Origin of the sequence: Vibrio sp. V09_P4A23P171, assembly GCF_963875615.1 — a bacterium.
Classification (GTDB): Bacteria; Pseudomonadota; Gammaproteobacteria; order Enterobacterales; family Vibrionaceae; genus Vibrio; species Vibrio anguillarum.
In genome coordinates this window covers 119,728-139,886 of record NZ_CAWNMR010000011.1, presented here as the reverse complement: position 1 = coordinate 139,886, position 20,159 = coordinate 119,728, and the positions used below count along the sequence as shown (strand labels likewise).

Here is a 20,159-nt window from a genome sequence, read left to right as displayed (position 1 = left end):
GAAAGTGTAACCTGAGTGCGTCAGATTTTTTCTACCGAATCTCGACGCACCAAAGTCGGTGAGAAAATCATCGGTTCTTTTTCTATCGTTTCGCCACGGGCTAATTGGAGTGCCAGTTTAGCGGCTTTTTCAGCCATCATCTCGATTGGGTAGCGGATGGTGGTCAGCCTTGGGCGAATGTAGCGTGCGATCAACGCATCATCAAAGCCGATCACTGAAATTTGCTCAGGGCTTTTTACACCATTCTCCTCAAGCACATTTAACGCGCCCGCTGCCATATTATCGTTGTAGGCGACCACGGCAGTCATGTCGATCGAACGGATCAGCAAGTGAGTCATCGCTTGCTCGCCACCTTCGCTGTGTGGTTCGGCCAACTCGATGTAATTAGGAGCGATCTCAATACCGTGATCTTTCAATGCGGCTTGATAACCAGCTACGCGATCTGTAGCGTCTTCAATCGAATGAGAAGAGCCAATACAAGCGATTTTTTTATGACCGTGGCGGATTAAAAACTCAGTCGCCAAATAAGCACCTTTGTAGTTATCCAATGAGATGCAGCGGTTAGCCAGTTGCGGGATATGACGGTTGATCAATACCATCGATTTCACTTCGGCGGCGTAGTCGATCAATTCTTGATCCGATAAACCTTTCGAGTGAATCACCAAAGCGTCACAACGGCTGTTGATCAACAGTTCAATCGCTTGGCGCTCTTCTTCAGCACGGTGATAACCATTGCCAATCAACAGATGCTTGCCATTGTCATGAGCCACATTATCGACCGCTTTCACGAGCATGCCAAAAAAAGGATCGGAAACGTCACTGACTAGCACGCCTATGGTGTCGGTACTTTGGCTGACTAAAGCTCGTGCGGCGGCGTTAGGCCGATAGCCAAGTAAACTCATTGCGGCGGTGACCGCTTCAATCGATGTTTTACTCGCTTTAGGGGATTTATTGATGACTCGTGAAACCGTTGCCACTGACACACCGGCTTCGCGAGCTACATCTTTTATGGTAGCCATATTACACCTCTTGCTATTGCTCGCTGTATTTAACAATGGTGGTGTAAATAAGGCAAACGAACAATGCAATCAATGTGATAATTACGACTTTCTATACAGGTAAATCAAGGCTTCTGATTAATGTAAACGTTTAAAGTTGGAATAAAAGCTAATGCGCTAACGTACCGTAGCCATCAGCTTATCAATGATCGCATGATGACAGGGTTCTACCCCTGCTAAATTACCGTATTTCGGCGCGAGGCGATCGTTAATCAGCGGATGTTGCCAGCCTACCGTATGCTCAACAAAATGGCGCGCAAAGGTTTCTGAAAACTCTAAACAACCAGCCAGCACGGTATCGACATAGGTTTGTACGATAGGGCTTCGCTCGCAGGGAGGCTCTGGTGCCTCTTTGACATAAACCCAAATCGGCCATTGGAGGTTAAAAGCGTCATCACTCTCGATTTGATTAGCGTTGAGGGGCACTCGCTCATAACCACGTTCTCGACGGTCAAATTCTGCCAAAGCGGTTTCATCGATCTCCAGCAGTACGCCGTTGACTTGCCCTTGTCCTTCATTCACCACCAAAGGTGACAATATGTAGCTCTCATCAATTTTTCCCCAGTAACGAACTAAACCATGCGCGACCACGGGAATCGCTCTTCCTGTTTGCCCTGTTAACTGGCGAGAAGCGGAGTTGATCAAGCTGCCATAACCAAAAATATACATCATCAGTGAATTACGACTCCTTATTGAAAAAACGTAACCGATGCAAAATCCAAAACTCTAAACCAAAAATACCAACCAGTGCGACGCAAAAGAGAGCAAAAGCAACGGGGGATTCAGTGCCGGGAATACCGCCGACATTAACCCCAAGTAAGCCAGTTAAAAAGCTTGTTGGTAGAAAGATCGCCGCAATCACCGAGAATAAATAGGTGTTTTGGTTCATCTTCTCTGCATGATATTGACGTAATTCCCCTTTGATCAGTTCGAGCTCACCAAGGTAAAAATCGAGGGTTTCATTAATGCGCGTGATGGTGTTAACGCTGTGGCGCAGACGCAAGTTTTTATCATTTGCCAGCGAGACTTTGGAATCACTGAAATCATCGATGGCGTATTGCTGAGGTTTGATAAAACGTTTGATTTTGAGCAGCGCTTTATGCGTCTGCATCAGCTCGTCACTGAGTTCAATTTCGTTATCGTATTGGGTGATTTTCGCTTCAATGCTGTTTAAGTAGTTATCGATGTTTTTGTTTAAACCATCAATGATCTGCACGAGTACATCTGAAAGAGTTTGCGGGCCTTGCCCGGCTTGCAGTAGGTCACGGATTACATTGACGGCTTTTGACGGGATTTTTCGGGTTGAAAACAGCGCGCCATTGAAATAGAGAATGCGCACGCTCAACATATCTTCCGGGTTGGCGTTGTCGTTCATGTTGACGCCACGCAAAATCAGTAAAAAGTTATCATCATCGTATTGCTCAAACAGTGGGCGAGTGTCCTCTGCTAAGAGGCTGTCGACAATTGAAGTGGGGATCTGATACTGCAGCAACCACTCTTTTAAACCGGGAATATCGCGTTGGCAGTGATACCAATTCCCAGCTTCAATCAGTGAAGCACTATTGAGTTTTTGCTGCGGAGCGGATGCAGAAAAATGCCACTGGTCGATCAAAAATTCCATGAATATCCTTATAACTTGCTCCTCAATGACTCTGCATTGAGGAGCAGTAGATTATACCAATTGAGATCAGAAGCCGCGCATTTGAATACGGCGCAGAAACTCAGTCATAATCCTATCGTAAAGAAGATCGCCTAAAAACGCATCCTCAACTTGGTGATCAATACTAGGGTTATCATTCACTTCAATTACATAAACTTGGCCATCAATCTCTTTCAAGTCAACGCCGTACAGGCCACTGCCGATAAGGTTTGACGCTTTTAAGGCAACATCAACCACGTTTTTAGGTACTTGTTTTAAATCCAAGGTTTCAAAGCCGCCAGAAGAGACTCGGCCACTATTGTGATGTTGATAAATTTGCCAGTGGCCGCGGCTCATCATGTATTTGCAGGCGAAGATGGCTTGGCGGTTCATTACACCGATACGCCAGTCAAAGTCAGTTGGCATGAAGGCTTGTGCCAAAATCAGAGCACTTTTTTCAAACAGTGCGCCGGCTTCGCGTTCCAGCTCTTGCTCGTCGCGTACTTTGACCACGCCACGTGAAAATGCGCCATCTGGAATTTTTAATACCATGGGAAAGCTCAACTCCTGCATGACATTGCTTTTCCATTGCTCATCAAAACTTTGCAAAATCACGCCTTTTGGCGCAGGCACTTTGTTGCGTTGCAACAACTCAGTTAAGAACACTTTATTGGTGCATTTCATGATCGATTCAGAATCATCCATCACCACCAAGCCCATTTTCTCAGCCGTTTTTGCAAAGCGGTAAGTGTAATTACTGATGTTCGTGGTGGCGCGAATAAACAAGCCATCAAATTCACCCAAACGCGATAAGTCATCCGGTGAAATGGTTTCTAGGTTAACCCCTAAACGGTTTGCGGCGCGGCGAAAACGTTTTAATGCTGAGGGATCAGAAGGTGGCATTTTCTCTTCTTCGTCCACTAGCATGGCAATATCGTAACGGTATTTTTTCTCTTGCTTTGGTTTACGCCAAACTTTGGTTGAAAACAGCTCTAATGATTCAACGAAGAAATCTTGCTCTTGGTCGTTCAAATCTTGGAATGGGAAAGGACCAATTTTGCTGATTTGCCACTGCCCTTGAACGCGGTTCATTTCCAACTCAATAACGGGCACCATAAACTGTTCAAACAGACGGCGAGCCAGTTTATCCAAGCCTTTTTCTGCGGTGCGGCCAAAATAAATTTTGCACTGTATAAAATCGGTTTGGGCGCACAGTTTATTGAGTTTCAATAAGCCAGAAGAGAGTAAAAAGGGTTGATTGATGTCGTTGATTGCCATCACTCGAGGGATAACGCGGTGGCCGCGTGCCTCTGCCATCAGCGAGCAGTAATAGCCGCTGCTCATGTAGCCATAATCGCGACACAGGTTGACCACTTGCAGGCTGCGATGAGTATGGGTGCCATTACTGTTGAGGTATTGGTCTACACTTACCACTTGCTCTGAGGGGAAATATTGTTGCCAGTCACTGGACTGGTCGGTCACGATCAAAAGGTTTGCCATTGCTATTCTTTTCCTTAATCAATAGGAATAATATTGAGCCGCAATCTTGCCAACCACTTAAGGACGTCGTATGGACTTTCGTCTTGCGAAAAGTGCTGATCTCACTGCTCTTAATGCGTTAGAACAACAGCTGTTTGACGGAGATAAAATCTCTCCACGTCAAATGAAGCGTTTTTTACATTCCAACCAAGCGGTGTTGTTTGTGGCCGATGCCGGCACAGAGCTGGCTGGATATGCATTGCTACTATTTCATCAAGGTACACAGCTATCAAGGTTGTATTCGATTGCCGTAAAACCTGATTTCAGAGGCCGGAGGATTGCTCAAAATTTGGTCGAGCAATGCGAGCGTGCTGCTCTTGATCAAGGTGCCACTACATTACGATTAGAAGTGCGTGAAGACAATACGGCAGCGATAAATTTATATGAAAAAATGGGCTATAAAACCCTGAAATTTCTTATCCATTATTACGATGATTTGTGTAATGGACGCCGGATGCAAAAACGCTTGTCGCCACAAGGGCCTAAGGTGCAATTACCGATGCCACTTTATGTTCAGACTACGCCATTTACTTGCGGTGCGGCATGCTTGCTGATGAGCTTTTCTTGCTTGTCTAAATCGTTTGAGCCGAGTCGCACCGCTGAGCTGCAACTGTGGCGAGAAGCAACAACGATTTTTATGGCGGCAGGGCACGGTGGGTGCAGCGGCCAAGGGTTGGCACTGGCTGCTAGTCGACGCGGTTATCATGTGGAGCTGTGGAGCCAATCCAAAAGCACGCCTTTTATTGATAGCGTGCGAGATGCCAATAAAAAACAAGTTATCGAATTGGTTCATCTTGATTTTTGTGAGCAGCTTAGTCATCAAGATGTGGCGATGATTGATGCACCACCGAGTCAAGAGCAACTAGAAGCGTGGGTGACGGAAGGGGCATGTGTGCTGCTACTCATCAGCACTTATCGTTTCGATGGTAAGAAAGAGCCGCATTGGATCGTACTCAGTGGTATGAGCGATAAATTCTTCTTCATTCACGATCCACATGCAGAAACAGAAGCGGATGCGATGGCTTCGGCCTTCATTCCGGTCGGCAAAAAAGCGCTGTCACAAATCATCGGTTTTGGTAAACAAAAACAGACGGCTTGTGTGGTGATTAGCTCGAACAGCAGTGCCATGCGTGTAACCACTGGTTAGGATAGAGTTTAAGTGAATTCATTGAGTCATAATGACTGTTTTTTATTGAGTTGTTATGACTCTTTTTTTTGAGTGATATTTCTTATTTTATTGTTTTTATTGGGTATTTTTATTGGCTTGAATTGTGCCTGTGGTGTTGGTCGTCTGTCATGATATCCACCACCGCCGTAAGAGGTCACAGTGCTCAATATTACCGATATAAAAGTAGAACAACGCATACCCGCTTGGTTGCGCCTTGGTTTTCGTCCCTTTTTCCTACTTGGTAGCGTATATGCCGTTTTAGCGGTGACGTTATGGGTCTGGATGTTTCAAACAGGTCAACCATCGGCATTGCAAGTTCCTGCGCTGTGGTGGCATGTACATGAAATGCTGTTTGGTTTTGCTATGGCAATTGTGGTCGGTTTTCTATTGACTGCCGTACAGAACTGGACTGGCATTAATGGCACGAAACATTATCGCTTAGCCGTGTTAGTCGCCTTGTGGTTAGCGCCTCGAATCTTATTGTGGACGCCGACACCTTTGTGGGTCATCTCTTCTGTCGAAGCGCTTTTTTTGGCGGCTTCGGCTTATGAAATTGGCCGCCGAGTAGTGCAAGCGAAAGGCTGGAAAAATCTCTTTTTTGTACCGCTGTTTATTTTAGCGATCGGCGCGAACTTTGCGAGTTATGCCACCATCAAAGGAATGCCGCCCTTTAGCTCGGCGGCGGTATGGCAGGCGATGTTGTGGTGGTTCACATTGTTGCTATCAGTCATGGGAGCACGCGTGATCCCTTTCTTCAGCGCAAGGCGTTTTAACTTTGAAAAAGCACAGCCATGGGTATGGCTCGATTGGTTAGCCAATGCACCCATTGCGGCCTTGTTTATTTTGAGTTTCTTCCCGCTGACGATGGTGCAGATTGGTCAGCCTATCATGTTACTGGCTGGGTTAGCGCAGTGGGTACGTTGGATGCGTTGGAAGCCATGGCTAACACTGAGTGAGCCTCTGGTTTGGTCGCTGCACGCTGCGTATGCCTGTATTCCTTTGAGCTTATTACTGCGCGGGTTAATTGATGATGTATATGTCACTCATAACCTGATCCATCTCTTTGCTATTGGAGCCATCTCAGGCTTGATTTTGTCGATGATTGCACGCGTGACCATGGGGCATACCGGCAGGGCGATTTATCAAGGGCCTAAAATGAGTATTGCGTTTGCGGCTTTGATGATGTCGGCATTGGTACGCAGCCTCGGTGTGGCGTTTTTTCCAGCGCAACTCTTTTTGATGGTGAATATCAGCGCCGCACTCTGGATATTGGCTTTTACTCTGTTTGTGTGGAAATTCGGTACGATGTTACTTACGCCGAGAGTCGATGGCCACCCGGGATAACGGTTTGGCTCGTAACGTGGAAGTAGCAAAATAAAAAAGTAGAAAGTAGCCTAGCAGTAGAAAGCGCGCAAAAGAAAAAGGCTTGGCACATCGCCAAGCCTTTTTATCAGAAAAACTGGATCAGTTATGGCTGTGCAGCATGCTGTTCAGTTCAACGGCTGATTTATTGGCTAAACACTCAATTTGACCAGTGATCGAGTTGCGACGGAAAAGTAGATCCGATACACCAGCTAAATCACGTGCTTTGACGATTTCCACTTCTTGGCCTTGGTTATCGAGCATACGCACTTTAGTGCCAGCAGTTACGTACAAACCTGATTCTATCGTGCAGCGATCGCCGAGTGGGAAACCTAAGCCTGCATTTGCGCCAAGCAGTGAGTTTTCACCGATAGAGACCACGACCTTACCGCCGCCAGAAAGCGTACCCATGATAGAAGCGCCACCGCCGATGTCTGATCCATTACCAACAACCACACCAGCAGAAATACGCCCTTCAACCATGCTCACGCCTGTTGTACCAGCGTTGAAGTTGATAAAACCTTCATGCATCACAGTGGTACCTTCGCCCACGTGCGCGCCAAGGCGAACGCGCGAGGTATCCGCAATACGGATGCCCGCTGGGACAATGTAATCAACCATTTTCGGGAATTTATCGACACAATCTACCGTTAAAGCTCGGCCTGCAAGGCGAGCTTCAATTTGACGATCGGCTAGTTCAGGTAGGTCGATAGGACCTTCATTGGTCCATGCGATGTTGTGCAGCAGGCCAAAAATACCATCAAGCACAGTACCGTGTGGTTTCACTAAACGGTGTGAAATCAGTTGTAGCTTCAAAAAGCCTTCAGCGACTGATTGAGGCTGTTCGTCGGAAGCTAAAATAACCAGCACCAGTGGTTGTGAGGCGTTAGCGGCTTTATCGGCAAAACTGGCATTGTTAGCCTGATCATGTCGAGCAAATATCGCGGCGAGTTGGGCGCTTTGCTCAGTTGAGATGTCGATATACTGGTTGCCTTCGCCATAACCAGAGACTTGAGCAAGCTCGCTCACTAGCGCGTCACTTGGGTTGAGAATTGGCGCTGGAAAAAACGCTTCAATAATTTTTCCATCACGGTTTTTGGTTGCCGTGCCAAAGGCAAGTGCAAAGTAAGCCATCTTGATATCTCCATGTTGTCACTATTGATGCGCTCGCCAGCGTAGGTTGAGCATCATTGCGGCGCACTCGATTTATCAAGCATCATAAAGAGTGAGGCAGGGGTAGGAAAGGGTAAAAGGGGAGAAAGTCCGTAAAACGATACCTTTTGTCTTTTTAGCGATGTATTTCTTTAGACAGAAATATAAAACCGCTGACGAAGCAGCGGTCTTTTCACGTTCTATCATCTTAAGTTAAGCGTTTAATCGCCTTAAGCTGCATCTTCTTCTGGTGCTTCGTCTTTTACCGCTTTGGCTTTTTTAGGCTTAGCCGGTGCAGGCTTGCGCTTTGCGCCAAGTGCGTAAAGCACTTCTTCTTTATTTTGCGCTAAGAACATCGCCAAAGCTTCTTGCTTGGCTTCATCTTCTAGCAACTCACTTTTCCCTAACAGTTCGAAAAGCTCATCTGCCATATCGAGCATTTTGTCATAAGCGTCAGCGTCTGCTTTAGAGGTAAAAGTCATCTTTTCTTCTCCGTTGCGTTCCACCACGTACTTGACGATTACAGCCATGGTTAATCCTCTAACTTAGTCATTAATTCTACTGGCTGTTTATACAGTTTTTAAACCATGAAGTCTAGGTGAGCAGGAAAAAGTGAGAGGTGGATGGCTACTCTTTGTTCCATTGATAACAAAATTCAATAAAGTGTTTGAGCAGTGGGCTTTGGTATTTTTCTTTATGCACCAATAGCCAAAAACGGCGTTTCATGTCCAGCGGAACATCGAGTCTTTTAACCCGGCCATCTTGCAGTGCTGAATGCGCAGCAAGGGTGGATAAACAGCCCAAACCTAACCCTGCCGAAACACTGTTGATTAAGGCTTCAGTGGTATTCAATTCAAAGGCTTCATGCCACTGCTCAAGTCGTGGTGCGATAGCCCGTAAGAAAAACTCTCGCGAGCCAGAACCCGCTTCGCGCAATACCCATTGGCTCTGTTCGAAATCATTGAGGGTGAGCTGATTTATCATTGTGAGCGGATGTTCGGGTGCGCAAATAATACACATTTCATCGTGTGAAAAAGGCGTTGAAATCAGCTCTGGGTGCAGTGTTTTTCCTTCAATCAACGCAAGATCCAGTTCGTAATCGACCAACTTTTGGCAAATCAGCGCCGAGTTGGAAATAAACAAACTTTGCGAGATGTGTTGGGTTTGCTGGCGAAATTGACTGAGTAGATAAGGCGCAACATGGTTGCCAATCGTATCACTGGTACCAATGCGCAATTGGCCTGCGAGGGTTTGCTCACTGTCAAACAGTTGGTTGATGTTGCTCGCACGGCTTAGCAGTTCATCGGCGAGCGGCAACAGTTTTTGTCCCTCTTGATTGAGGATTAAACGGTTATTGACCCTATCGAACAGCGCATGCCCAAGCTGTTTTTCCAGTTCAGACAGTGACATGCTCACGGCCGCTTTTGACAAAAACAGCGCCTCTGCAGCTTGGGTCAAGGTTTTGTGTTGCGTAATCGAAGTGAATACTTTCAATTGCTTAAGAGAAATATTGGTAGCCATAATTTTGTTTAATTAATCTGAACGTGTGTTCTATATATTTAGATATATCAGAACAAAAGGCAAGCGTATGATAGCGACATTGAACAACTACTTTGTTAGTTCTGATGAGAGGTCAATATGATTCGAGCAGCAAAAGCGAAAGTTATGGGTGCGCCAACCCCTATGGCGGGTTTAGCTCTAGGCATCGCAAGCTTGGGTTGGAGTTGGGAAAACTTTGCACCATTACAAGGTTATGGACAATTAAGTGGGGCCGTTATTGCCAGCGTGTTGCTGGTGGTTCTTGCGTTTAAATTTCTCTTTCATGGCCACTTATTACGCCAAGATCTCGCTCATCCGGTCGTGGGCAGTGTTGTGCCTACTTTTGCGATGGGCACCATGGTGGTTTCCAATTCATTAGGCTATTTTCACCCAATGGCCGGTGATGCGTTATGGCTATTTGCTGTGGGTTTACACATCATCTTCTTGGTCAGTTTTTTGTACCATCGCGCGCAGTCTTTTGAACTTCACCACATGGTGCCAAGTTGGTTCGTTCCACCTGTGGGTATTATTGTGGCCGACGTGGCGTTTTCTGGAAACCCAGCACTTGCACCAATCGCAAATGCAACCATGATGTTCGGTTTAGTCGCTTATGCGGTGATGCTGCCGATGATGATTTACCGTTTCATGTTCACACATGAAGTTCCAGATGCAGCAAAACCAACTATGGCTATTTTGGCGGCGCCAGCGAGCCTCTCATTGGCTGGTTACTTAACTGTCACGGCTAACCCATCGCCAGTGATTATCGGCATTTTATTTGGTATTGCCGTGTTAATGACAACGATTATCTACTTAGCTTTCTTTAAATTATTACGCTTGCCTTTTAGCCCAGGCTACGCAGCGTTTACCTTCCCAATGGTGATTGGTGCAACGGCGCTATTTAAACTCACACATTGGATGGAAACCGTTGGGGTGAGTGCTGAGTATGTACAGCAAGTGCATTGGTTGGCTGGGTTAGAGTTGATTGTGGCAACTATTGTGGTGGGTTATGTTGCTATTCGTTACTTAAATTTCTATCAACCTCATCGCGTACTACTCAGCAGCATGAATGAGCTAGAAGAGCAAGATGAACACGCATTGAACTGTGAAATGAAATAGCCTGCAGTTTAGGCAATTCAAAACATAAAATTCTCAAGTATAGAATGCACTTATGCTAATCTCAGTCCTTATTGTGACAAGAAAAGCGTGAGTGCATTTTGTTTACTGTCTACCATTCCAATAAAGTCGATACCTTAAAGATCCTACTCGTGCATTTGATCAAAAGTGCACCGTTAGCCAACCCCTTTGAGAAAGAGCAGATCTTGGTGCAAAGCCCGGGGATGTCGCAATGGCTCAAAATGGCCTTAGCGAAAGAGCTCGGTGTGGCGGCGAACCTTGAGTTTCCTCTACCGGCGACCTTTATCTGGGACATGTTCACTAAAGTGTTACCTGATGTACCTAAGCGCAGCGCTTTTAACAAAGAAGCGATGACGTGGAAACTGATGCATCTGTTGCCAACCTTGCTCACGCTCGACCCCTTTGCCCCTTTGCAGCGTTATCTTGAACAGGATGATGACCATTCCAAGCTCTATCAGTTGGCCGAGAAAATTGCCGATATTTTTGATGGTTATTTAGTCTACCGCCCCGACTGGATTGCCAAGTGGGAGTCGGGCGATGACGTGAGCGAGATTGGTGATGAGCACCCATGGCAGCCGATATTATGGCAAGCCTTATATCAATACACGCTAGATCAAGGCCAGTCGCACTACCATCGTGCCAATCTCTATCAAAGCTTTATTGATCAGCTTGCGCGTGGCTCGGTTGATTTAACCAAACTGCCTAAACGTTTGTTTATTTTCGGTATTTCGTCACTGCCGCCTCGTTATATGGATGCACTCAAAGCGTTGGGCGATCAGATTGATGTTCACTTGATGTTTACCAACCCTTGTCAGCATTATTGGGGCGATCTTCGAGATAGAAAAACGCTCGCCAGACTGCACAGTCAGCTACGTAAAACGTTCGCCTTACAAGGTGATGAGATTCAGTTTGAAGGGCAACGCTCGCCGCTTAAAGGTGACATTGAAGCTAACCTCGTGGATGAATTGCATACTGAAGCTGCGGTTGGCAATGAGTTATTAGCCTCGATGGGAAAACTTGGGCGCGATAATCTTTTTTTACTCTCCCAAACGGAAAATGAAGAGCACGAATTTTTTATTGATCTGCCACGCGATAACTTATTGCATCAGTTGCAGGCCGACATTTTACATTTGCAAGAGCATCGAGATGATAGTCAACTGGACAGTAGCGACCACAAACAAGTGATTGCTTTGGATGATCCATCGCTCACTCTTCATGCTTGCCATAGCCCGATGCGAGAAGTGGAAGTGTTGCATGATCAATTGCTGGCAATGTTTGATGCTGACCCTGAACTGAAACCGCGCGATATTATTGTGATGGTGGCGGACATCAATGCCTACAGCCCAGCCATTGCGGCAGTATTTGGTAACGCGCCGGGTGAGCGCTTTATTCCTTACTCCATTTCAGACCGTACGGCAGATCAAGAGAGCCCAATCTTAGCGGCATTTATGCAATTAGTGCATTTACCCGATTCTCGCTGCCTAGCGTCAGAGTTATTAGAGCTGCTTGAAACTCCTGCGATGATGGCAAAATTTGAGCTTAATGAGCAAGACTTTGCGCAAGCCAAATTGTGGGTAGAAGAGTCAGGCATTCGCTGGGGGCTTAATGCTAGCACCGCGCAACAATTTGAGTTGCCGCAGACCGAGCAAAATACTTGGCAATTCGGGATTGAGCGCATGTTACTTGGTTATGCCATGCCTGCCTCAGCGGGTTTATTTACGCAAGGCGAAGTGACGCTCGCGCCTTATAATGAAGTGCAAGGCATGAACGCTGAATTGGCGGGTAAATTAGCGCACTTTATTCAGCAAGTGAGCCATTACCGCGAGCAGTTAGCACAAACCCAAAGCGTCGACGAGTGGCGTCGCTTGCTCGGTGAGATGCTTGGCGCTTTTTTCAAGGTTGAGTTGGAAGGGGAGCTCGCACTCAAGTCGATTCGCGACACCTTGTCGCAGTTAAAAGATCAACTGGCCGAGGCCGGTTATGAGCAAGCACTTGCGCCAAGTATTATTACTCAATATTTGCAAAACAAATTGTCAGGTACGCGCATCAGCCAGCGTTTTCTGGCGGGACAAGTCAATTTCTGTACTTTAATGCCAATGCGTTCCATCCCTTTTAAAACCGTTTGTTTACTAGGAATGAACGATGGCGTTTACCCGCGCACTATGCCAGCCGAAGGGTTTGATTTGATGAACGGTCGCACCCGCGCTGGCGATCGCTCGCGGCGTGACGATGACCGCTATTTGTTCTTAGAAGCGATGCTCTCGGCGCAGCAAACCTTGTACATCAGCTACGTCGGACGCTCAATTCAAGATAATACCGAACGCGTTCCTTCGGTGTTGGTCTCTGAGCTTTTAGAGTATTGCCAACAAAATTACTGTTTGGTCGGTGATGAAGCGCTTGGCAGCGATCAATCGGCCAAAAATTTAGCCTGTGCTTTAACGACCACTCACGCCATGGTGCCTTTTAGCCCTAATGCTTTTTTGAGTAAAACCGGTAGCTATGCCAAAGAGTGGCTACCTGCCGCCAGTCGGCAAGGGCGAGCCAGTGGTGAGTTTAATCTCGCCCTGAGCGATTATTTACAAGGGGCGAGCTTTCCTGTCAGTTTAGATCTGGTTGAGCTGCAACGGTTTTGGCGTTTGCCTGTGCAATATTTCTTTAACCGTCGCCTTAAAGTGACGTTCGAGCCTCCGTTACCAGTAATGGAAGATGATGAACCCTTTGCCTTAAATGGCTTAGAGAGCTACCAGTTACGCGATGAACTGCTAGAGTTGCTGCTTGAACAACCCAATTCACCGCATGCCCTTGAGAGATTCATTGACCAGCAGCGCGCGCAAGGAAAGTTACCGATTGGTGCTTTTGGATCCTTGGAATTTGAAACTAATCGCGTGCAAGCACAAGAATTGGCGCAAAGAATCGCTTTCTTATGCCATTCGCCACTTGATGACCAAGAGATCGATCTGCGATTTGAATTGTTTGGTGAAGGCAAAAACGTACAACTGACGGGGTGGCTGACTAAGCGCTATCAATCCGGTTTAGTGCGCTACCGCAGTGGTTCGATTCGCGCGCAGGACTATTTAGCCGCGTGGATTGATCATCTCTCACTAGCGGCGATGGGCGAAAGTCAACCTACTCATTTGATGGGCTACGATCGTAAAGAAGGTGTGCAGCATTTTATTTATCCGCCCATGCCTGATACCGAACAAGCCAAAGCGTTGCTCGCAGAACTGGTGGGTTTGTTTTATCAAGGTATGACAGCACCGCTCGCTTACTTTCCAAAAACCGCGTTAGCCTGTGTGGAAGCTGGCTTCAGCCGTGGTCAATGGGTTGATGATCGCGACAAATCGCTCAAGAAAATGGCCGATACCTTTAATGAAAGTTACATGAGCCACGGTGAAGGAAGCAATGTTTACATAGCGCGGATCTGGCCACAGTGGAATGAAGCCTTAGCTGAGCAGGTGCGTTTATTTGCCACATTGGTGATGCAAGGGCCACGATTGTGGGTTCAAGTGGCGCAGGATGTTTAGCGATGGATAACTGCTTGGAAAGTAGAGTGGCCGCCAGTCAATCATTATTGTGTAGGGCGTTTTCTGTACGGCCACAGGTCAGAGGGACCATGATTTTGTTGGTTCGCATCATCGTGAGATTTACGAAACACGTGGCGCTGATAGTAAAGGCTGCCCGTTTGGCGAACCGTGAGAAAGATCTCACAACGTCTTAATTTATAAACTTATTTTGATTATTCATACCATTATTCAAGCGCGATCACATTCGCTTGCGTATTCAAAGGCTAACTGTTTATGAGTATGACCCCGGTTACGGTCACAACACCATTAAATACCCTTACGTTCCCGCTGCACGGTGCAAGGCTTATCGAAGCGTCGGCGGGCACAGGTAAAACCTTCACCATTGCAGGTTTGTATTTGCGCCTGTTACTTGGGCATGGTGATGCAAAGTCACGTCATCAAGTGCCACTGACGGTCGATCAAATTCTAGTGGTTACCTTTACTGAAGCTGCCACTGCTGAGCTTCGCGACCGTATTCGGCGGCGCATTCATGAGGCGCGTATCGCTTTTTCGCGCGGTTTCAGTGATGACCCTGTTATCAAACCGCTACTTGAGCAAACCAGTCATCACAAGCAAGCGGCGCAAATATTACTGCAAGCGGAACGGCAGATGGATGAAGCGGCAGTCTATACCATTCACGGCTTTTGCCAGCGTATGCTCACCCAAAATGCGTTTGAATCGGGAAGCCGTTTTAATAACGAATTTGTGACCGATGAAAGCCATCTAAAAGCGCAAGTGGTCGCGGATTATTGGCGTCGTCAGTTCTATCCGTTGTCGATTCAGCTTGCTGCGGAAGTGCGCCGTTTATGGTCATCACCAGCGGCGCTGCTTGAAAAAATCAGTGGCTATTTAACTGGCTCGGCGCTAACGCTCTCTGTTGAAGCGATGAGTGGCGATTTAAGCGCGCTTTATCAATCGTGCTTGTCACGCATAGAGTCGTTAAAAAAGCAGTGGCTTGATTCATGCGATGATTTACCGCCGTGCATTGAAGCTTCAGATTTGCATGCAGCAACCAAGAAAGCGTTACTGAAACGGCTAGAAGGGTTAGCGTTGTGGGCGAGCAACCCACAGCATGAATTGAACCTACCGAGTGAATTACAAGAGTTTGCACAAAGCGCGTTGGAGGCTAAGTCGAAAAAAGGTCAACCCCCGCAACATGTGCTGTTCACGACCATTGAGCTCTTTTTGCAACAACCCATCAGCTTAGAAGCGCCGCTGCTGGCGCACGCTATTACTCATTGCCGAGCCATGCTTGCCAAAGCGAAAGCACAAAAGCAGTGGTTATCGTTTGATGATTTGCTCACTCAGCTTTCTGCCGCGATAGATAATGATGAGCTGGGCATACTGACTGAGCGGATTCGCAGCCTTTACCCCGTTGCGATGATCGATGAATTCCAAGATACCGATCCGCTGCAATACAGTATTTTTAGCCGCATTTATCTGCCTAAGGCTGAATGTGGTTTGTTTATGATTGGCGACCCAAAACAAGCGATTTACGCGTTTCGTGGTGCAGACATTTTTACCTACATCAAAGCGCGTAAACAGGTGAGCGCACACTACACCTTGGGGACCAACTGGCGTTCTAGCGCGAATATGGTCAATGCCGTCAATCAGATTTTTAGTACGCCTGATAGTGCTTTTATCTACGACCAAGACATTCCCTTTTTACCCGTTGAAGCCAGCCCAAATGCGCAGCAGCGTCAATGGTGGCTTAACGGAACCGTGCAACCAGCGCTCACCTATTGGCTGCAAGAAACGCAAGACAGCCCGTTGCCAAAAGGCGAATACCTGCAATGCATGGCCAAAGCGTGCGCCAGCCAAATTCAGACAATTTTGAGCGCCGCGCAGCATCAACAAGCGTACTTTGATGCTGCTAAAGGGCAAAAGAGCGTGCAAGCAGGCGACATCGCGGTCTTAGTTCGAACGGGTAATGAAGGTCGTATGGTGAAAGAGGCGCTCGCCACGCAAGGCATTGCCAGTGTTTATCTCTCGAACCGCGATAGTGTTTTTAGCAGCGAGGTAGCACAAGATGTACAGCGTCTATTGCAAGCGGTACTGACTCCTGAACATGATCGCGCCTTGCGGGCTTGTTTGGCCTCACCACTTTTCGCTTTAGATGCTGCCAGCTTGGATGATTTAAACAACGACGAATCGGTATGGGAAAGCGCGGTTAACGAATTTAAACAGTATCGCCAATTGTGGCTTGAGCGCGGCGTGCTTCCTATGTTGCGCAGTGTGATGAGCAAACGTCACGTCGCTGAACGTTGGTTGGAAGAGCCGCAAGGTGAGCGCTCACTGACCGATTTTATGCACATCGGTGAGCTACTACAGCAAGCGCGACAAGAGATTGATAGCGATCACGGTTTACTGCGTTGGCTGGCACAAGCTATCAGTGACGCCGAGCATGGCCTAGGGGGCCGTGATGATCAAATTCAACGTTTGGAATCCGAACGCAACCTAGTGCAGATCGTCACTATTCACAAATCGAAAGGTTTGGAATACGACTTAGTGTTTCTGCCGTTTGTGGTCAGCTATCGTGAGGCAAGTGAAGGCAAATATCATGATGCCGTGAATGAGGAAACTGTGCTGGATATTACCGCCAGTGAAGCTTCTCTCAAGCAAGCAGATAAAGAGCGGCTTGCGGAAGATCTGCGCTTGATTTATGTAGCGCTGACTCGTGCTGTGTATGGCTGTTTTATCGGCATTGCGCCGCTGCGTAATGGCCGCTCCACCAAAGAGCCAACCGGTGTGCATTTAAGTGCCATTGGCTATCTGCTGCAAAATGGTCAAGCCGCAGGCATTGCCGATCTTCACGCTGCGTTGCACGCTCAATCTAATCAATACATTCGTGTTTCTGAGCCACCAGCCGATCAGCCTGAGCCGTTTAAAGCGTTGAGCGTCGAGACGCCGGTATTGAGTGCCAAAACACTGCAAGCGCAGATTGACCGTTTTTGGCGAATGACCAGCTATTCTGGGTTGGTAAAACAAGGTGTGAAACACGCTAGCCACGACGCGAGTTTAGAAGTCTCAGGCTTTGATATCGACTCTGTTGATGAGCAAGCGGAAACTTTACTGGTTGAACCTGAACGTTCCATTTTCACTTTTCCACGCGGTGCAACGCCCGGTACTTTTTTGCATTCTCTCTTTGAAGAGGTAGAGTTTACTGAGCCTGCTAGCAGCGATGCTAACCAAAAAGTGATACTTGATTTACTGGTGCGAGAACAAATCGATATTGAATGGTTACCAGTATTACAAACGCTGGTCGATACCGTGTTACAGACACCTTTAGATGGCAAAACGTTGCGTTTGAACCAAAAAACCGCCACTCAGCGCTTGGTTGAAATGGAATTTCTATTACCGATAGAAGTACTGAGCGCTCCTGCATTGAACCGTGTCATTCAACGCCATGATCCACTGTCGGCTAAAGCTGGAGATCTTGGTTTTTACACTGTGCAGGGCATGCTGAAGGGCTTTATTGATTTGCTGTTTGAGCATCAAGGAAAGTATTACGTGCTGGACTGGAAGTCGAATCATTTGGGGGATGATGTGAGCGCCTATCATGGCGAGCGTTTGAAAGCGGCGATGGCAGAGCATCGCTATGATTTACAATATCAACTCTACGCATTGGCGCTGCATCGATTCCTACGCAGCCGTCTAGCAAACTATGACTACCATCGCCATTTTGGCGGAGTCTATTATCTCTTTTTGCGCGGCATGGATGGCGAGTCTGAGCATGGGATTTTCTCAACCAAACCGAGCTTTGAACTGCTTGATGAGATGGACAGATTGATTGATGGAGAAACCGTAGATACTCGCGCGACCGATGCAGGGCAAATGGAGTTAGATTTATGAGCAGTACGCTAATGACAACGCTTAAGCAGTTAGCGGAAAAAGGCGCTATGCGTCAGTTAGATTACCAATTCGCGCGTTTTATCGAACAAAAAAGCCAGCAGCAACTTGGCGCTGAACATAGCCAAGCGCTCGGATTTATTGCCGCGGTGGTCAGTGCTGAATTGGCCAAGGGACATATCTGCTTACCTTTAGTGGATGCTTCAACGGCGCAGGGTGTTGATCTCGCGGCTAAGTTAGGCTTGTTTGGTGAGGCAGCATTGGCGGTCAATCAGCACCTATTGGCGATTGATTGGCCTTGGCTACTCAACCGTTCAGACTTAGTCGGACAACAAGGGGAAGCGGTGCCTTTAATGTTTGATGGGCAACGTTTATACCTACACCGTTATTGGCATTATGAAGTTACCTTAGCACAGCGTTTAATCAGCTTTGGGACACCCATGAGCCTAAAGCCTACTGATGTCCAAAAGCTAAAATTGCTGCTCGATACACTGTTTGCGCGTCAATACCACTTTCTGCTCCATGCGCTTCGCCAATTGCCAAAGACAGCCAATGCATCAGCACGCCAGCAACAAGTGTGTGATTTTCTGGATGTGGTCAACGCCGATGAACTTAATTGGAATGAGATTGATCAAGTCATTAGCCAAGCACGTACGGCGAAAGAACTCGAAGCATTAGAGACGCTGATCCCGCAAAGCGTTTGCATCAACTGGCAAAAAGTCGCAGCGGCAGTGGCACTGACACGCCGCTTTGCCGTGATTTCTGGCGGGCCGGGAACCGGTAAAACCACCACGGTTACCAAATTACTAGCCGCTTTGATTACCCAAGCCCAACAGCAAGGTGAGACGCCCACCATTAAATTGGTCGCACCAACGGGTAAAGCTGCGGCACGTTTAACGGAATCGATCGGTAAAGCGGTGGCTGAACTGGCGGTTGAGCCGGCGTTGAAAGCGGCGATTCCCACCGAGTCGAGCACACTTCACCGTTTATTGGGCGTCATACCTAACAGTGTTGAGTTTCGTCACCATCAGCGTAACCCGCTGCATTTGGATATATTGGTGGTTGATGAAGCATCGATGGTCGATTTACCGATGATGGTCAAGTTAATCGAGGCATTACCCAAACACGCACGCTTGATTTTATTAGGTGATAAAGACCAACTCGCGTCAGTCGAAGCGGGCGCTGTGCTGGGGGACATTTGTTCATTTTTAACCTTAGGCTACAGCCGAGCGCACAGCGAGTACCTAGCTAAGTTAACAGGCTATCAAACACTGATTGCTCATTCACACCCTAACGCAACCCCGATTTCAGACAGCTTATGCATGCTGCAAAAAAGCTACCGCTTTGATGTCCGATCAGGCATTGGTCAATTAGCAAAAGCGATCAATGCTGGGCAAGTGGCTATGGTGGATGAGGTGTTAAAACGTAATTATGCTGATATTACGCACCACTCACTCAGCAGTGAAAGCTATAACCTAATGCTGAAAACCTTAGTCAAGGAGTATGGTCGTTATCTCACGCGCATCGAGAGTTCTGGTGCTGACGCTTTGGAAACTCAAGCCCAAAAAGCCAAAGCCGTATTGGATTGCTTTAATCAATGCCGTTTGCTTTGCGCTATTCGTGAAGGGGATTTTGGGGTAAGTGGTTTGAATCAACGCATTGAACGTGCGCTGGTCGCACGTAAGTTGATCAAGACTCAAGATGAGATTTGGTACCACGGCCGACCCGTGATGGTGGCGCGTAATGATCATGGGCTAGGTTTGTATAATGGTGATATCGGCATATGCATGCTTGATACGAGCGAGCAAGAACCGCATTTGAAAGTGTATTTTGAGCTGCCAGATGGTAGCGTGAAAGCTATTTTACCAAGCCGCGTACCAGAGCACGAAACAGCCTATGCGATGACCATTCATAAATCACAAGGCAGTGAGTTTGAGCTAACGCTGATGATTTTACCGCCTGATTTTAGCCCGATATTGACCAGAGAGCTTATCTATACTGGCATTACGCGCGCCAAGAAGCAGCTGATGCTTTTTGCTGACATGGGAACGATGAAACGAGGGCTCAAGATAAAAACGCAGCGAGCCAGCGGCTTAGTTACGAGATTAGACAAGAGACTAGCGTAAATCAGCAACTAGGATAAACGAGTTTGAGCT

Annotated in this window: 13 protein-coding genes; 6 read left to right on the top strand and 7 right to left on the bottom strand. The window is 47.3% G+C overall.

Annotation, left to right across the window (positions count from 1 at the left end; all coding sequences use genetic code 11):
• Positions 1-20: 20 nt before the first annotated feature.
• The 4 genes from AACT23_RS04930 to AACT23_RS04915 all read right to left on the bottom strand — a co-directional run bounded on the left by AACT23_RS04930 (position 21) and on the right by AACT23_RS04915 (position 4,197).
• Positions 21-1,019 (bottom strand): substrate-binding domain-containing protein, encoded by a 999-nt coding sequence (locus tag AACT23_RS04930; protein ID WP_026027964.1) that lies wholly within the window; start codon positions 1,017-1,019, stop codon positions 21-23.
• Positions 1,020-1,175: 156 nt separating this feature from the next.
• Positions 1,176-1,727 (bottom strand): gamma-glutamylcyclotransferase family protein, encoded by a 552-nt coding sequence (locus tag AACT23_RS04925; protein WP_029189893.1) that lies wholly within the window; start codon positions 1,725-1,727, stop codon positions 1,176-1,178.
• A gap of 10 nt (positions 1,728-1,737) precedes the next feature.
• On the bottom strand, positions 1,738-2,679 hold the full coding sequence (locus AACT23_RS04920) for a zinc transporter ZntB (RefSeq protein ID WP_094129803.1): 942 nt from the start codon (positions 2,677-2,679) through the stop codon (positions 1,738-1,740).
• Positions 2,680-2,745: 66 nt separating this feature from the next.
• Positions 2,746-4,197 carry a RimK family protein gene (locus AACT23_RS04915; protein ID WP_017046561.1) on the bottom strand — a complete coding sequence of 484 codons (1,452 nt, stop codon included), beginning with the start codon at positions 4,195-4,197 and terminating at the stop codon, positions 2,746-2,748.
• 70 nt (positions 4,198-4,267) lie between these two features.
• Here AACT23_RS04915 and AACT23_RS04910 point away from each other — a divergent pair, with 70 nt between their 5' ends.
• A complete protein-coding gene (locus AACT23_RS04910; RefSeq protein WP_088721260.1) occupies positions 4,268-5,383 on the top strand; it encodes a GNAT family N-acetyltransferase/peptidase C39 family protein in 1,116 nt (371 codons plus the stop codon).
• 180 nt (positions 5,384-5,563) lie between these two features.
• Entirely contained in the window at positions 5,564-6,748 is a 1,185-nt protein-coding gene (locus AACT23_RS04905; protein WP_094129800.1) for an NnrS family protein, read from the top strand.
• A gap of 120 nt (positions 6,749-6,868) precedes the next feature.
• On the opposite strand, the gene dapD is transcribed toward AACT23_RS04905, so the two are convergent.
• The 3 genes from dapD to AACT23_RS04890 all read right to left on the bottom strand — a co-directional run bounded on the left by dapD (position 6,869) and on the right by AACT23_RS04890 (position 9,439).
• A complete protein-coding gene (gene dapD / locus AACT23_RS04900) occupies positions 6,869-7,900 on the bottom strand; it encodes a 2,3,4,5-tetrahydropyridine-2,6-dicarboxylate N-succinyltransferase (protein ID WP_094124791.1) in 1,032 nt (343 codons plus the stop codon).
• Positions 7,901-8,148: 248 nt separating this feature from the next.
• The gene (locus tag AACT23_RS04895) at positions 8,149-8,448 is read right to left on the bottom strand and encodes a YebG family protein (RefSeq protein WP_010318120.1); all 300 of its coding nucleotides are present in this window, start codon (positions 8,446-8,448) and stop codon (positions 8,149-8,151) included.
• 97 nt (positions 8,449-8,545) lie between these two features.
• Positions 8,546-9,439 (bottom strand): LysR family transcriptional regulator, encoded by an 894-nt coding sequence (locus AACT23_RS04890; RefSeq protein ID WP_094129798.1) that lies wholly within the window; start codon positions 9,437-9,439, stop codon positions 8,546-8,548.
• 117 nt (positions 9,440-9,556) lie between these two features.
• On the opposite strand from AACT23_RS04890, the gene AACT23_RS04885 reads away from it, so the two are divergent.
• From AACT23_RS04885 to recD, 4 genes are all read left to right on the top strand, one after another.
• Positions 9,557-10,573 carry a TDT family transporter gene (locus tag AACT23_RS04885; RefSeq protein WP_094129795.1) on the top strand — a complete coding sequence of 339 codons (1,017 nt, stop codon included), beginning with the start codon at positions 9,557-9,559 and terminating at the stop codon, positions 10,571-10,573.
• A gap of 98 nt (positions 10,574-10,671) precedes the next feature.
• A complete protein-coding gene (recC, locus tag AACT23_RS04880) occupies positions 10,672-14,115 on the top strand; it encodes an exodeoxyribonuclease V subunit gamma (protein ID WP_094129793.1) in 3,444 nt (1,147 codons plus the stop codon).
• A gap of 279 nt (positions 14,116-14,394) precedes the next feature.
• Positions 14,395-18,006 (top strand): exodeoxyribonuclease V subunit beta, encoded by a 3,612-nt coding sequence (gene recB, locus AACT23_RS04875; RefSeq protein WP_176428692.1) that lies wholly within the window; start codon positions 14,395-14,397, stop codon positions 18,004-18,006.
• The gene (gene recD / locus AACT23_RS04870) at positions 18,003-20,129 is read left to right on the top strand and encodes an exodeoxyribonuclease V subunit alpha (RefSeq protein ID WP_094129787.1); all 2,127 of its coding nucleotides are present in this window, start codon (positions 18,003-18,005) and stop codon (positions 20,127-20,129) included. The genes recB and recD overlap by 4 nt, the downstream gene beginning before the upstream one ends.
• The last annotated feature ends 30 nt before the right edge of the window (positions 20,130-20,159 follow it).